The organism is Paenibacillus sp. F024, assembly GCF_057814255.1.
The window spans coordinates 741274-756230 of record NZ_JBVASZ010000001.1; the positions used below are offsets into that span (position 1 = coordinate 741274).

At 49.5% G+C, this 14957-nt stretch carries 13 protein-coding genes; 3 read left to right on the top strand and 10 right to left on the bottom strand.

Features of this window, described 5'->3' with window-relative positions; genetic code table 11:
• Positions 1-71: 71 nt before the first annotated feature.
• Together ACZYR9_RS03660 and ACZYR9_RS03665 are read left to right on the top strand one after the other, a co-directional pair.
• Positions 72-917 (top strand): glycerophosphodiester phosphodiesterase, encoded by an 846-nt coding sequence (locus ACZYR9_RS03660; RefSeq protein ID WP_488977073.1) that lies wholly within the window; start codon positions 72-74, stop codon positions 915-917.
• A gap of 33 nt (positions 918-950) precedes the next feature.
• Entirely contained in the window at positions 951-1376 is a 426-nt protein-coding gene (locus ACZYR9_RS03665; RefSeq protein WP_488977074.1) for a hypothetical protein, read from the top strand.
• A gap of 81 nt (positions 1377-1457) precedes the next feature.
• On the opposite strand, the gene ACZYR9_RS03670 is transcribed toward ACZYR9_RS03665, so the two are convergent.
• From ACZYR9_RS03670 to ACZYR9_RS03695, 6 genes are all read right to left on the bottom strand, one after another.
• Positions 1458-3431, bottom strand: coding sequence for a YjhG/YagF family D-xylonate dehydratase (locus ACZYR9_RS03670; protein WP_488977075.1), 1974 nt, complete (start codon positions 3429-3431; stop codon positions 1458-1460).
• Between the two features lie 123 nt (positions 3432-3554).
• Positions 3555-4322 (bottom strand): IclR family transcriptional regulator, encoded by a 768-nt coding sequence (locus ACZYR9_RS03675; RefSeq protein WP_488977076.1) that lies wholly within the window; start codon positions 4320-4322, stop codon positions 3555-3557.
• A 122-nt stretch (positions 4323-4444) separates the two neighbouring features.
• Entirely contained in the window at positions 4445-5659 is a 1215-nt protein-coding gene (locus ACZYR9_RS03680; protein ID WP_488977077.1) for a sn-glycerol-1-phosphate dehydrogenase, read from the bottom strand.
• A gap of 105 nt (positions 5660-5764) precedes the next feature.
• Positions 5765-5929: a helix-turn-helix transcriptional regulator gene (locus tag ACZYR9_RS03685; RefSeq protein ID WP_488977078.1), complete on the bottom strand. Its 165-nt coding sequence runs from the start codon at positions 5927-5929 to the stop codon at positions 5765-5767.
• Positions 5930-6138: 209 nt separating this feature from the next.
• Positions 6139-6315, bottom strand: a complete 177-nt coding sequence (locus ACZYR9_RS03690; RefSeq protein ID WP_488977079.1) for a response regulator transcription factor — start codon at positions 6313-6315, stop codon at positions 6139-6141.
• Between the two features lie 310 nt (positions 6316-6625).
• Positions 6626-8731, bottom strand: coding sequence for a sulfatase-like hydrolase/transferase (locus ACZYR9_RS03695; protein ID WP_488977080.1), 2106 nt, complete (start codon positions 8729-8731; stop codon positions 6626-6628).
• A 192-nt stretch (positions 8732-8923) separates the two neighbouring features.
• On the opposite strand from ACZYR9_RS03695, the gene ACZYR9_RS03700 reads away from it, so the two are divergent.
• Complete coding sequence (locus ACZYR9_RS03700) at positions 8924-10087, top strand: iron-containing alcohol dehydrogenase (protein ID WP_488977081.1); 1164 nt, start codon at positions 8924-8926, stop codon at positions 10085-10087.
• Between the two features lie 79 nt (positions 10088-10166).
• Here ACZYR9_RS03700 and ACZYR9_RS03705 read toward each other — a convergent pair whose 3' ends face one another.
• The 4 genes from ACZYR9_RS03705 to ACZYR9_RS03720 all read right to left on the bottom strand — a co-directional run bounded on the left by ACZYR9_RS03705 (position 10167) and on the right by ACZYR9_RS03720 (position 14731).
• A complete protein-coding gene (locus ACZYR9_RS03705; RefSeq protein WP_488977082.1) occupies positions 10167-10337 on the bottom strand; it encodes a hypothetical protein in 171 nt (56 codons plus the stop codon).
• A 230-nt stretch (positions 10338-10567) separates the two neighbouring features.
• Positions 10568-10963 carry a DinB family protein gene (locus ACZYR9_RS03710; protein WP_488977083.1) on the bottom strand — a complete coding sequence of 132 codons (396 nt, stop codon included), beginning with the start codon at positions 10961-10963 and terminating at the stop codon, positions 10568-10570.
• Positions 10964-12364: an SLC13 family permease gene (locus ACZYR9_RS03715; RefSeq protein WP_488977084.1), complete on the bottom strand. Its 1401-nt coding sequence runs from the start codon at positions 12362-12364 to the stop codon at positions 10964-10966.
• A 96-nt stretch (positions 12365-12460) separates the two neighbouring features.
• A complete protein-coding gene (locus tag ACZYR9_RS03720) occupies positions 12461-14731 on the bottom strand; it encodes a helix-turn-helix domain-containing protein (RefSeq protein WP_488977085.1) in 2271 nt (756 codons plus the stop codon).
• Between the last annotated feature and the right edge of the window lie 226 nt (positions 14732-14957).

Sequence of the window (14957 nt, forward strand, 5' to 3'; positions counted from 1 at the left end):
TTGGAAAGAATACAACCTTGTCGGCCGTCACATTGTCATCTGAATATCCAACCTGCCCGAAGGAGACGACCATGCAAAAATTGATTCTCGCTTTTACGTTTCTGCTCGCCGCCAATCTGACCCACGTGAGTTCCGCTCCCGGCTCGATAACCGACAGCCGCGGGCTGATTACCGCTCATCGCGGAAGCTCCGGCTCCGCTCCGGAGAATACGCTAAGCTCTATTCGCAAAGCCATCGAGGACGGCGCCGGTTACGCAGAAATTGATGTGCAGGAAACTGCCGACGGGGTGGTTGTTTTAATGCACGACGATACCGCCAGGAGAACTACCGGCATCGATAAGCCGTTGTGGCAGATCCCCTCCTCCGAGCTGCTGCACGCCAGCGCAGGAGCCTGGTTTCATCAGCGGTTCGAGACAGAACGAGTACCGACCCTGGAAGAAGCCATAGACACCGCGAAGGGGAAAATCAAGCTGAACATCGAGCTGAAAAATAACGGACATCCAAAGCAGCTTGCAGAAAAGACAACGGATATTATCGTGAAAAAGCAGTGTGTCCAGGATTGCATGGTGACCTCCTTCGATGCCTCTCTGATTCAAAAAGTCAAACAGCGAAATTCAAGCATCAAAACGGGGCTCATTATCTCCAAAAAAAATACAGTTACCGCAAGCCTGTTTATGAGCAAGGACTATGAGGTGCTCAGTACGGCTCACACGGTTATAGATGAAGAGTTTATGCGGCTGGCCGCACATCATCAGAAAGAAGTATATGCATGGATCGTGAATGACCAGGATACCATGGCCCGAATGTTATCGCTCGGGGTAACAAACCTGATCACGGACTATCCTGACCGGTTGACCGCATTTTTGAATGAAAGATACCGGGCATCCTCTTCCTATCCCCTACGGTCAGGGTTATGATAAGTTAAAAAGGAAGGGCGGTGAACAACCTGCATGTTTACTTTATTCCTACCGACCAAAGCATTGAACATGAGGGAGGGGCTTCAGCATATCGCGCAAGAATGGAACGCCGACGTTCAGCAAGTCCCGGAAGGGTATATCTTTCTGCCTGAATATCTGATGCGTATTCACGGCGTTCACGTTACCGAGGAGTCCGGCGGATGGCGTTTTGGCCGTGAGGCGGATGCCACGACCTGGGAGGATTTCCTCCTGATGCACATGACTCATCGCCTGGCCGCAGATCACGGGCTGCTGCTCGAGTACGAATGGAAGGGCGTGATGAGGTTCATCGAGCCGACTCCACACGACTTTCAAACCTTTGATGCTTATGCTCAAAAGGTTCTTGCCAAGGAAGACGGACTTGTGCGGGACATGAAAAAAAATTGGATCTATGCTCACCGGACACGATATGTACGCTGAAGATGAACAGCCGAAGGGGGTCAAGCTCCCTTCGGCTGTTTGCTTTAACGCTATATATCGGTCCGTCCGATGCCGGCAGGATTACCAACCAAGCGCTTTCTTGCCTGCCTCAAGCAGAGTGATAATCCGGTCCACATCATACACACTTCCCCGCCACGTACCGCCGCTGGCCCCTTGTAATGCCGCCCATAAGCGGGTATCGTCCGGCAGACCGGGATCAGGGGCAAGGTGAGGATGCGGCGATCTCCGGCCCAGTACCTCGCTTCCTTCCTCAGGCGTAAAGAAGGTATCCCCTTCACCGACAAAATGCAGGCTGCCCTGCAGCCGTTCACGGTCAATGATCACTTCAATCCAGTCGCCATCCCGGAGCTTGCCGATCGGTCCGTCCGCCAGCGCTTCAGGTCCAACATGACCGATGCAGGCGCCGGTGGATACTCCGGAGAATCGCGCATCCGTAATTAGCGTCACATGCTTGCCGAACGGCAGATGCTTCAGCGCTGACGTCAGCTGATACGTCTCTTCCATACCTGACCCGATCGGACCGCGGCCGATCAGCACCATGATATCGCCGGCAACAATCCCCCCGGTCTTAATGGCCCGAATAGCCTCCCGCTCCGCTGTAAACACCTTCGCCCGCCCTTTATGCCGATACACGCCGTCCGGACCCACAACCGTCGGGTCGATGGAGGTTGACTTAATGACGGAGCCTTCCGGTGCTATATTTCCGGTCGGGAACGTGACGGTGGACGTCATTGCGTGGGCACGCGCCTGCTCCGGACTCATGATGACCTCATCGGGCCGAATCCCGTCCAACTTCTGCAGCGCTTCGCGGACTTTTGTTCTTCGCTCCGAGGTTTCCCACCAATCGAGTACCGTTCCCAATGTCTCGCCGGTTACGGTGAGGACCGATTCGTCGAGTAATCCAAGCTTCCGCAAATGCAGCATCACCTCGGGCACCCCTCCGGCAAGAAACACTCTGATCGTCGGATGGTATACAGGCCCGTTAGGCAGTACACTGACCAGCCTCGGCACAGCGCGGTTCACTTGGTCCCATTCTTGTACGCTTGGGATCGCGCAGCCGGCGGCATGTGCAATGGCCGGTATGTGCAGCAGCAGGTTTGTCGAGCCGCCAAAGGCCGCATGGACAACCATGGCATTGCGAATAGCGGCATCCGTCACGATATCGCGTGTGTTCAGACCCTTCGACTCCAACGTCATCACAGCGCGGGCCGACTGGCGGGCAAGCTCGTGCCAGATCGGTTGTCCGGACGGAGCCAGCGCCGCGTGCGGCACCGTCAGTCCAAGTGCTTCGGCGACGACTTGGGCCGTAGCGGCCGTACCGAGAAACTGGCAGCCGCCTCCAGGTGTCGCGCAAGCCCGGCAGCCCAGATCCGCCGCATCCTCAAGCGATAGCTCACCATTCGCATAACGTGCCCCGATGGTCTGGATTTTACCGGCATCCTCTCCATTTGACGGAGGCAGCGTCACTCCCCCGGGAACGATGATACAAGGAAGATCACGCATGGCGGCAAGAGCCGTCAGCATCGCCGGCAGGCCCTTATCGCAGGTCGCTATACCGATGACAGCCTTGCGCGTGGGGAGCGATCGAATCAGTCTGCGGAACACCATCGCGGCGTCGTTGCGATAAGGCAGGGAATCGAACATCCCCGAGGTGCCTTGGCTTCTTCCGTCACACGGATCACTGACATAGCCTGCAAAGGGCACGCCGCCGCTCTTCCGGATTTCATTGGCCGCATCCTGCATCAGCAGACCCACTTCCCAATGGCCGGTATGGTATCCGAGCGCGATCGGACGGCCATCCTCCGCACGAATCCCGCCTTGCGTGCTGAGCAGCAATACCTGCTTTCCGTTCAGTTCGGAAGGAGTCCAGCCCATACCGACATTTTGTGTCAGTCCGAACAGATTTCCGCTTGGCTCATGAAGCAGCATGTCCGGCGTCAGCGGAAGGGACCCCAGCGGACCTTGGGCGTGTGTATGAAGCCGGTATATCTCTTCCCCTTGAATTCCCATGATGGATGTCAACAATTGATTCATGTCATTCTCTCCCCTTCTGGTGCCAGACGTTAATTTGGATTAATGTTTTATATTATAAAACTAGGTTTTGTAATTTGACTTAAAAAGAAGCAGGTCAAGCTTTTAGAAGCTTGCCGCCCGTTTTTATCCCATCATGATGCCGTAGCCCATCCGCACTGAAAGCTCCCCAACGGCTTGCAGCAGGAGCTTGATGTACTCTTCCTTGTCCTCATCCGTCACTCGCGCTTGAAGCATCGATACGCTGATCGCCGCAATGACTTCGCCTGAATGATCCCGGACCGCTGCAGCAATACAGAAAACGCCGGGTTCATTCTCTTGATCATCCGTAGCGTATCCCCGCTTTCGTACACGCTCGAGCTCCTGTAGAAAAGCCTCCTCGGTTTGAATCGTTTTCTCGGTCTGCTTTTGATATTCGTAGCCTTTAAGAATGGAGCTCAACTGTTCCGGCGATTTGTAGGCGATAAGAGCTTTGCCTACGGCGCTGCAATGCACAGGAATTCGTCTGCCGATCCGGGAGTATCGGATGACGGCCTTGTCTCCTTCCACCTTATCAATGTAAACGCCTTCTTTCCCATCCAGAACAACCAAATGGGCCGTTTGCCCCGTCGTTTTGGATAGAACCTGCAAATAACTGTTGGCCGCCTGTCGAATATCCAGACCTTGAACCAGCCGACTGCTTCGCTCCAGCAGCTTCATCCCCAACCGGTATTTCCCGTTATCCGGATTTTGTTCAATGTAATGATATTCCTGCAATGTTTTTAACAAAGAATGAACCGTGCTTTTATGCAAGTCCATCCGGCTGCTGATTTCCGTGATCTTCAATTCCTTGTGGTATTCATCAAACAGATCCAGAATTCGCAGCGCCCGCTCAACCGACTGAATGATCGGCATAGGATGGACACCTCCATTTCTCTTGATGCGATGCAGCTCAGTTACTTTACTATATCGGATGGAGCGTCCACCAGCAAGTCTTATTTTTCCGACTTTCGTTCAATAAAACGACCGAGTATAACCTATGTAGCTGAGGCCCCCAGCTCATTGAACGCCCTGAGCATGGTGTACCGGTTCAGCCTGACTTGATGAGCCTCTCTCAGGCCGCTGTTCAGAAGCTCTTCACCAATGCCCAGCTCCGTAGGAGATACAGGACCGTTCATCGTCCGTATGAATTCCTGAAGCTCTTCAGGATCCGGGATGCTTTGCAGAAGCTCCGCAATTTCTTCCCGGCGAGAACGAATGCGTTCCAGCTTCGCCCGCTGGCCTGCATCAGAGGTCTCGATCTGGAAAAGCTTCTTTTCATCCGCCATTCGGTGGTATAATTTCGAAATTTCTACACAAGCAACCCCTACCTTGGCCCCGTGCAGCAGCTGCTTTTTTCCCTGCCGCAAATACTCCATCTCCCAAAAATGAGACAAATGATGCTCGGAACCCGAAGCCGGATGGGATTGCCCGAAAATCAGCATTGCCAGTCCGGATTCAATCAGCGCATTCATCAGGATACGGATGCCGCTTTCCTCGCGCTGCGCGATTTCATTTACATGGCTAACGCAATCCGTTAGTGCCTGCCTTGTAATGTTGTCCGCAGCGGGGCAGTAGGGCTCGTCTGCGATCCAATGAGCAAATTTCCAATCGAATAACGAGGTGTACTTGCCAAGCATATCGCAAAATCCCGCAGCAACCAAGCTTTGGGGAGACTGCAGCAATATATCCAGGTCGGCAAAAATAGCGACAGGCGCTGAAGCCGCTATCGTCTTCTTTTCCCCTTTCAGGATAATCGGCGCGCCAACGGAAGTAAATCCGTCAACAGAAGGCGCTGTCGGAATCGAAATAAAAGGTTTGTTCATTTTGTATCCGGTCAAACGGACAATATCATGGATCGTCCCGGAGCCTACTGCGATAATGGTATCTGTCGTATTCGGGGTTTCCAGCATCACTTGAAGCATCGACGGTTCATCGGCCACCACATCCCCTTGACGATTCGCCTGCACAATAACCTGTGTGCACTCCAGTCCCGCAGACGATAAACGCCGGAACAGCCTTTCTCCCGCAGCAGCGTATGTATGGACATCCGCTACTACAGTAACATGCTTGGAAGATCGGTTTAGCAAATAAGGCGCTGCGTGTTCCAACGCCCCGCGTTGAACGACAGCCGTATCCAGACTGATGCGATTGTGCTTACCGCAGGTGCATCGGGCCGCAGCCTGCTCGATCTTGTGCAGAATGTTATCCATGGAAACCTCCCTTTTACCATTTCGCAAGGCTTTAATCGTATTGTTCCATTGCATCCCGTCATTTGTCAATAATTTATCGCCGCAGCTCCCTTGTCGTAACCTTTTTCATATAAAATCTTCACTGGTAATCAGGCCGATCTGTCTGGATTTGGCGACGGCTTCCTTTCTGGACTTCACATTTAATTTTTGGAAAACCTGAGTCAGGGCATATTCCAATGTCCTTTGACTGATAAACAGGATATCTGCGATCTCTTTATTGCTCTTCCCCAAAGTAAGGTTTTGAGAATGCTGAGCTCCTTGTTGCTAATCAGTGTGGAAAGCGCCTCTGACGGAAGCTCCTCCTGCGAATCCTTCTCTGCGAAGCAAGCGAAACAAAGAGGTCGGAATCACGGTTTCACTGTTAAGGGCGCACCGGTTGGCCGTAACCAGCGTCCCTCTGGCAGCCGTTTTATGTACAAAGCCCGAAATTCCAGCTTCGATTAAATGATTAAAATGAGGCTCAAAATAATAGCATGGGGATACAGCTGCCATACGGCTTTGACTAATTTCATTCCATTAATTCCGGGCATATTAAGATCGACCAGCAGAGCATCAAAAGACCTCAGCTTCAACAGCTCCAGCGCCTGACCAAAGTGAAAATGAAGTACATCAGCCATCCGATTTCACCAATATAGTCGCTTCGGTATTGATCCAACACGATCGGCAATATTCATATTACAAAAATGGACAAACGGACACTGACCGGAAGTGCTTTGAAATTCATAAGGACTGATCCCTCTGCTATTCTCTAGTTGATGGATGATTCGTTTGGGAGCCGCTCAAAAATTACTCCGTTCGGTTCATATTACACATCAGAAAAATGGGTTTTAATCGTGTTTGTCAATTGGAAAAAAGCCGATAATACCAAAGTCATTTCGGTATTACCGGCTGAAGCAGAGGCTTGCTTATCAAACGGTTTAAAACACGCTAAGGCACACCCGCCGTTGTCATCTGGGCTTGAACATAAGGATTTGATTTGGCTACGATATGGCCCTTGGAATCCTCAACGACGACCTCCATTTGCCATGGAAATTCGGCCTCCGTCTCCGGTTCAACAATCGCCGTCAAATCACGGGTATCCGTCCATTGCGTCTTTACCGGTTTGCCATTGATATGCACGATACTGTTATGGGGCAGATCCTTGCCGGTAATCCGGACCATTCGTTCCGGACCGGATTCATCCACACGAACATGATCAATCTGCATCTCTCCAAAGCCTAAAACATAGGCAGGGTCTTTAATGGTATTTTTCCAATCCCCATAGCCGTATTGTTTTCCAAACAAAATATCATACTGCAGCTTTTCATAATCCTTTAAAGACGCCTCGTTGATTCCCATCTGCTGATAGTAATTTTTAGGCGGGATAACCGGAGTCTGTTGAGCCACTTGAGATAGGTAATCCGTATAATAGCTGCCCGGTCTTTGCGCAAGCTTTAGCACATACGGACCAAGAAACGACGGACTCATATTCAGCTGTTCCTTGTGCTCCGGCAAATAATTATTCCAAACGAGAACGGGTACCCGGTACATTTTGTCAAGAAAATTCGGATCGTTCTCCTGCAAATAGCCGCAGTCTTTGTACGCTTTATAGTTATCTCCGAGACTTGGCAAATGATCGCCGAAGAAAACAATGATCGTAGGCTCTTTATTTTGTTCATAATGCGTCACCAAACGCTTGAGCATATCGTCCGCGCCCAAAAGCCCCTGCGCATACGTTTCGAAAAGGCCCTTGGACTCACCGGTCACGCCGGATACTTGAATCGTATTTTCCTTGAACTTATCAGGGGAGTAATGGTAATGATTCTCCATCGTATTGGCAAAAATAAAATCGGGTCCCGGTGTTTCATCGCTCGATTGAATAATATATTTCGCCACCGCCCGATCGGCTATATATGGCCCTTCGTAATCCGGCTCGAAAAATTCCTGCGAAATATATTTGGAGAAACCGAAATGGTTATATACGTTCTTGCTGTTATAAAACCAGCTGTGGAACGGATTGATCGCAGTAGCTGCATACCCCTGCCGCTTTAAAATGCTCGCAAGAGAATCGGTTTCTTTGTGAATATACTGGTTATACGGAATCGAGCCCTGAGGTAAAAAGCGCATCGAATTTCCCGTCAGCACTTCAAATTCCACATTGGCTGTCCCGCCTCCGAACTGCGGGGACAGCATCGTTCCGCTGGTATACTTATTGACTAACGAATGGTAAAACGGCAAAGGATCTCGACTAAACTGCAATCCCTCCACCCGGGTTGCGTCCCAGAACGATTCGCTCAACACTACGATAATATTGGGCTTAACCTCTCCCGGTTGCGCTACCGCAGGTGAGACGCCCGTCGCAAGCGTACGGATGGAGGACTCGTTATATCCCTTCGGCTCCTGTAAGAAAAGAAATTTTAAATTCATCATGGTCGTTAGCAAAAAACCGTTCGTTTTAACATTAAGGGTCTGATCATAAGCGATGTCATTGATTTTGGCCCATTTTTTTAATGAGAGTTCTCCGTCATTGTAGATCGAAACCAAGAGCAGGGCGGCAATCAATCCCATCGTTACGCGCTGCTTTGCGCCAAACGTAAGATCTGTCCTCCAAAGCTTATATAACAGCAGTATGCTGATCACTAGAAATACAAGGATTCCGGAGATGACCGTAAAGCTCAGCAGACCGCTGAGATACGGTGTCATATCTTTCGTTTCGCTGGTCAGCAGTAAATCCCAGGGCAGGAAAGGAACTCCCAGAATTTCCAGCTTAATTCCGCTAATCAATCCGAAGGCCAGGCATAATGCGGCTGTCAGCCAAAAAGAAATACGGACCCTTCCGGTAAATGCCGTTAATAACAGCATGAAGCCCAAAACAACGAAAGTATTGAGCATCACCTCCGGTATGGCATGGAAAGTCCATCCGAACGTATCCAACCATTGACCGCGGCTTAATAACTCTACTAAAAATACAATCCAAAGAGAACATAAAAGCAGGGGCAGACGACGTACCGTAATCAGCCCGTAACGACGAAGTGAAAGTTGCAGTTCTCCCATGTGTTCCCCACTCTTTGATGTTAATATAATGTAAATTCCAAGCATTAGTATAGCACATCTTACTCCTTTTCGGCTTGATTCATTTTTATTTTTTTTGTTACGGAGAAGTCATTTGGTATAATGGGTGAATGCAGGAAATCGTTCAGTCCTGCCGCCCCAAAAATACACAATCTAACAAATCGGAGGAAGCCTATGGATACGTTTATGTATTATAATCCGACCCGACTTTTTTTCGGTAAAGATACGATTGAGCATCTCAGCACGCAGATTCCGCCCTTCGGCAAAAAGATTCTGCTCGTTTATGGAGGAGGGAGCATCAAGAAAAACGGGATCTACGATGAGGTTATGCATCAGTTAAACAGCTTCGGAGCTCACGTACATGAATTGAACGGTGTCGAACCAAATCCCCGTTTGACCACTGTACATAGAGGGATCGATATCTGCAGAAAAGAGGGTATCGATTTCATTCTCGCCGTTGGCGGGGGCAGTGTGATCGACTGTACCAAAGCCATTGCCATCGGGGCCAAGTACGAAGGCGAGGTTTGGGATATTATTACGCGCAAGGCTACGGCCGAAGAAGCCATGCCTTTCGGCACGGTGCTCACTTTGGCGGCAACCGGATCAGAAATGAATTCAGGCTCGGTCATCACCAATTGGGAAACGCAGGAAAAGTACGGTTGGAGCAATCCGCTGGTGTTCCCTAAGTTCTCCATACTTAATCCCGAGTTTACCTATACGGTACCCAAAGACCAAACGATTTACGGGATCGTCGATATTATGTCGCACGTGATAGAGCAGTATTTCAACCATACCGGAAATTCCCCCATTCAGGACGGGTTTTGCGAAACCATTCTACGGACCGTCATCGCCACAGCGCCAAAGGTGCTGGAAAATCCGAAGCAATACGCATATCGCGAAACGATTCTGTACAGCGGCACGATGGCATTGAACGGCACCCTTGCCATGGGCATCCGCGGCGACTGGGCTACCCATAACATCGAGCATGCCGTGAGCGCCGTCTACGACATTCCGCACGGCGGAGGCTTGGCTATTCTTTTCCCGAACTGGATGGAACATGTTCTAGACGATGGGGTATCCCGATTCAAACAGTTCGCTGTAAATGTATTCGGGATTGATCCGGCGGGCAAGAGCGACCGTGAAACGGCTTTGGAAGGCATTCGGGCACTGCGTGCCTTCTGGACTTCCATCGGTGCTCCGAGCCGGCTTGCGGACTATGATATCAATGAAGAGAAGCTGGAATTAATGGCTGACAGAGCCATGGCCAGGGGAGTGTTCGGGAACTTCAAATCCCTCGACCGCGAGGATGTCCTTACCATTTATCGTATGTCGTTGTAAAACTAAAAAAGAAGGCTGCTCACCGACTTGATCAGTTGGGCTGCAGCCTTCTTTACTTTCTTTGTTTACTTTTGGATACTTATCCTTCATTCTTCTCCCTGTTGATCACACTGCAGGAGCCCGGGTATCCATCATTGGCCATCATTTCCTCAAGATGCTCCCGCATGTCCTCATCTTGAGGCAAATCAGCGGCCAGCTTCACCGGGGTTGGTCTAAATTCAACATGTCCTTGTTCGGGAGATTGTCCCATAAATATGATTCACCGCCACAGGATGAGTTATCGTTACGCTCTTATTGTCTCGATATTGAGCTGTATTATTCCCGTCGGCGCTTCCGTTTTAATTGCCCTGGTGCTGAATGACCTTCAGAATATCCGATATGACGGTGCTGTGCATGGTTTCATGCACGGATGCAAAATTAATGACTTCCCCTTCCGTCCCGAATGTAAAATCACGGACTTGCAGCGGATTGGCCAATTTCTCATCGGGCTTGTTTGCAAAGGTCTCTTCTAAGATATGTGATTGATTTTTTAATAAATCGACCAGCTCCGCTTTGGTCGGAGGAGTTGCAGTCCAGTCCGCCGGCGTGGTGCCGCCTTTGAAGAAGTACCGGCAAATGGGAGGTTTGTGTAATTCTTTGAAAAATTAATCCGTCGGTTGCCCAAAGGATATGACCTAAATTCCATCTAATTGTGTTGTTGAATGGCGGCGGTTGTATATCAAATAACTCTTCCCCGATTGCTTCGATTTTGCCTATTGTGATTTGACGAACGACTCTTTCCGTGCTAAGCGGCAAGCTCATAGGGCGGATGGCTTCCTTATTATTTGAGTATTGCTCATTCATTGTAACTTTACAAAAAATGTTCATCAATCGCATTTATCCGGGGTATACATTCAGACCGAGCAGCGGCCAATAAAAGAATGCTGCAAGGATCGTAACCAGAAAAAAAAGCAGGGTGATCCAGCTGCCAATGACCAAATACTCCTTTCCCGAGTAGTATCCCATAGAAAATGTTGTCATGCTGCCGGCGGATTGGGTCGGAATAAAATAACCGACGCTGCTCGCAACTACGCACAGCATGCCGAGCCAGAGAGGATTCAGCTCGCTGCCGGCGGCAAACGTCAATGCCACGGGAAGCAAAGAAGCCACCATAGCCGTATAGTTTGTAAATCCGATTCGAATAAGAATAAAGGCTGTCATCATCGCTGCGGCAAGAATGACCGCAGGCAGATTAGCCAATAAGCTCGTGGCCGCTTCAGAAGCCCATTTTACCACCCCGCTTTCATTGAGAGCGTCCGCCAGGGCAAAGCCGGCGGCAAATAACAGCGGTATCCCCCAATCCACTTTTTTCATCGCTTCTTTCCAGGTTAGCAGTTGAATGCCGGGAACGAACAGCAGCGTGACCACTAAAACTCCAGTAAGCGCTATGGGAAGATGGTGCAGACTGCCTGTCATCCAAAGAAGCGTCAGGAGCAGATAAAGCGCAATCAGCTTCTTTTCCGCTGCGGTGACGTGACCGAGCTTTTCTCTTTCCTGTCGAAAAAACTGTTCTCCTCCGGTCAATATATCCGTCTCAGGCGGAAATAAATAAAGAAGCAGCAGCCAGAACGCAGCAAGAACGACAACGGCAATCGGCATCATCAACAGCAGCCAGTCCAGATAACTCCACTGATGCCCTAACATGGAGTCAAACAGTCCGACCGCATAAATGGAGCCCCCGGCCCCCGTAAGCAGGCTGATCGAGCTGACATAAGGGACAAATGTAACGGTCAGAATAATCAATTTGCTGAAATTCGCACCGGCTTGAGCTCTCATCGTTTCCACCAAGCCTAAACTAACCGGCAAAAGTACGGTTAATCGTCCCAGTGAATTCGGCATAAAAAAAGTAAGCAAAAACGCTATGAGAATGAGGTACATAACGATATATTTGACCCTGCCCCCCGCAAACAGCAGCATATTATAAGCCAGCCGCTTGTCCAAGGAATGCTTCTCGACCGCCACTCCCATGATTAACATGGATAGGATCAGCCATATTTCTTCTTCGCCCAACGCTTGCGCCGCCTGTTCGAACGGCAGGACGCCCAGCAGCGAAACAAGAACTACGACCATCATACTGGTGACGGAGGCTGGAATGATATTGGTTAACCAAAGGATGATCGCCAAGCTTAAAATAGCTATAGCGCTCCAGCCTTCGCTGCTCATTCCTGAAGCTAGCGGTAAAACCGGCGACAACAAAACAAACAATAAACATATCGCGACCGCAGCCTGCTTCAACATGGCTTACCACCTCAACAAGTTACAACATTCATTTCATGTGAAACAGCCGTCCAACGCGCGCAAGAGCCATCTGCATTCCATACATTCCCGTTGCCATCATTTGGAACAGGTTTCTCTGTATTGCCCCGGCGTCATCCCCGTAAGCTTGCGAAAGGTCCGGATAAAACCGGTGGAATTGGTGTAATTCAGACGTTCTGCAATTTCCGTTATCTTCATATCCGTATTTTCCAACATCATTTTTGCCATTTTCATCCGATATTCCGTCAAATACTCAATAAACGTCACCCCGATCTCCTTTTTAAACACCCGGCTTAAATACACCGGATGAAATTTGAGCGCCGCTGCGCACGACTCAAGGGAGATATCCTGATCATACTGTTCATGAATCATTTGAACCATTTGGTGCGCGGTATGGATATACTCCGAATCCACACGGTTCTTAAAGAAGGCAATGGTCGGCGGCAGCAGCTCGGTTTTAAACCAGGCGGTCATCTCCTGTACCGTATTCAACTTCATGAGTTGATTCACGGCGGAATTGCACCCGATCAAACCGTCCAGCAGCCCTCCTTGCTTCCGAACCGTCTGGTAGATCCGGGCAACCAATTGAAGCATAAATACCTGATAATCATTAAATTGGACGTCTCTTTCCATGATCGAAGCCGCATAACGATCGTAGTGCTCCATGGCCGATTCCGCATCACCTGCTTTAAGCGCATTCACGATGTAGTCTTCCAAGTGATTTAATGGAGGAATCATGCTTTCCGCAAGGCCATGCACCGGTACGATATCATCATAATGGAGAATGATGTCGTTTCCAAGACGAATTCTTCGCTTCAGTGCCTCCAGCGCCTCGGAGTATGCATTCATCGCATCGGTGTATCGTGAGAACGGCCGGCCGATTCCAATGCTTACTTTCAGCTGAAGCAGCTCGTGAACCTTCAATTTAATCTGTTCCGCCGTCTGATGAAAATACGCTTTGTTTCCCTCGGGATCGTCCGTGCTCCCCGTCAGCAGCGACACCTGCGACTGATCCAAAAGCAAGGCACCAAGCAAGCGATTGGCCGGAACCAGTTCGCCTACAATGTTATTGATGGCAAACAGAAGCAGTTCCTTGTCACTTTCCATATACCGGGTTTCCCGCAGAGTGTCGATTTGCAGCGCCAGCACCCCCAAAGCCTTGCCCTTGTCGGCAAAACCATACGTCTCGCTTTTAAACGAAAACTCACTCTCCGTGATTTGTCCCATAAACAGCTTAAGCAAAAAAAACTCTTTCATTTGCGCAAGCTGTCCGGAAAGCTGCTGCTGAAGCTGTTTTCGCGTACTGAATAAAGCATTGAACCGGTCCTCAATAAAAGCAAACTCATCTTTCTTCTTCGGATCCGCCGGTTCTCCTCCGATTTGTTCCATAACGACAAACAGTCTTCGGATGGGCGAATACATCCGTCGGCTCCCGTAGAAAGCAATGGCGGCGATAATAACGAAGATGACCAAGCATACGTTTAACGTTAACATTGCAATTTTTTTGGACTCTCTGGTAATCCCGTCAATGGAAACGATGGAAGCATATGTCCAATTATTATAGGAGGACACCTTGTAGTTGACCGCCATGGCGCCGCCTTCAAAGTAACCGCTTTCAGATAATACGGTTCTCAGCTTCTCCATGACCGCATCCTGTATGGGAACGGAACCGGGACTGGACAAAAAAGGGACGCGCTGACGGTTCAAAATATAAATATTTCCCAATGTCTCATCTTGAGCCAAATCCTGCTCCAGCTCGCTATGAGACATATCGATGATTAACAACGCTTTGGGCGCCGCCGATACCGTGATCATCGGCAGCTTAACGATTAGTCGAATCCTGCCTCCATCCTCTTGAAGTCCGTCATTTCCTAGGGCTCCCTGATCAGAACCGGTTGCAAGCCAAAATAAATTTTGCGGATGCGCCGCATACTCCTCTAAGACATTCTTGTTAGGGTACTCCTTAGCGGCTGTAAAACCGAGCTTGCTGATCATCCACCCCATTTCCATGTTCACCAGATAAGTGTCAGCTACACCCGATAACGAGTGCAAATTGTATAGACCTCTGCCCAGATCCGTTATGGTTTGAAAATCCTCATGCGTCAAATTATCGTAGATGGAATCCATCACCAACGACGAATTTAAGTATTGCACTGCCGCCATCTCAACATTTTTTAAGCCTTCCTCGATTCGCATTTGGTTTTGCAATAGGATTTGCGCATTGCCCTCATTGACTTTTCTTTCGATATCCCGGGAAGCGATGTGATAGGAAATCATACCGATAGATACAACCGGTGCGGCTACCAGCAGCAGGGTGAATAGAATCAATCGATAGAAATACTTAGGCAATAGATAATCTCTCCTACCCTATTTAAGTATTGAAATACGAGAAATCAGGGAAAGAATAACCAGACGAACCAGGTTTTTACGTTTATCATTATATCAGAAAGCAGCCTTTACCGTGATAAAAAAGGATTATCACGTCTTGATTTCAGGTTATAAGCGTTTTTAAACAAGAAAAACGATGGCCGGGATATCCCGGAGCACCATCGTTTTATTTCAGCACACACCTTGT

Excerpts from the sequence above, each read along its gene's own strand:
- ACZYR9_RS03660 (WP_488977073.1), top strand. The coding sequence starts at position 72 with ATGCAAAAATTGATTCTCGCTTTTACGTTTCTGCTCGCCGCCAATCTG.
- ACZYR9_RS03670 (WP_488977075.1), bottom strand. The coding sequence starts at position 3,431 with ATGAATCAATTGTTGACATCCATCATGGGAATTCAAGGGGAAGAGATA.
- ACZYR9_RS03675 (WP_488977076.1), bottom strand. The coding sequence starts at position 4,322 with ATGCCGATCATTCAGTCGGTTGAGCGGGCGCTGCGAATTCTGGATCTG.
- ACZYR9_RS03710 (WP_488977083.1), bottom strand. The coding sequence starts at position 10,963 with ATGCGATTGATGAACATTTTTTGTAAAGTTACAATGAATGAGCAATAC.
- ACZYR9_RS03700 (WP_488977081.1), top strand. The coding sequence starts at position 8,924 with ATGGATACGTTTATGTATTATAATCCGACCCGACTTTTTTTCGGTAAA.
- ACZYR9_RS03695 (WP_488977080.1), bottom strand. The coding sequence starts at position 8,731 with ATGGGAGAACTGCAACTTTCACTTCGTCGTTACGGGCTGATTACGGTA.
- ACZYR9_RS03680 (WP_488977077.1), bottom strand. The coding sequence starts at position 5,659 with ATGGATAACATTCTGCACAAGATCGAGCAGGCTGCGGCCCGATGCACC.
- ACZYR9_RS03665 (WP_488977074.1), top strand. The coding sequence starts at position 951 with ATGTTTACTTTATTCCTACCGACCAAAGCATTGAACATGAGGGAGGGG.
- ACZYR9_RS03690 (WP_488977079.1), bottom strand. The coding sequence starts at position 6,315 with ATGGCTGATGTACTTCATTTTCACTTTGGTCAGGCGCTGGAGCTGTTG.
- ACZYR9_RS03705 (WP_488977082.1), bottom strand. The coding sequence starts at position 10,337 with ATGGGACAATCTCCCGAACAAGGACATGTTGAATTTAGACCAACCCCG.
- ACZYR9_RS03715 (WP_488977084.1), bottom strand. The coding sequence starts at position 12,364 with ATGTTGAAGCAGGCTGCGGTCGCGATATGTTTATTGTTTGTTTTGTTG.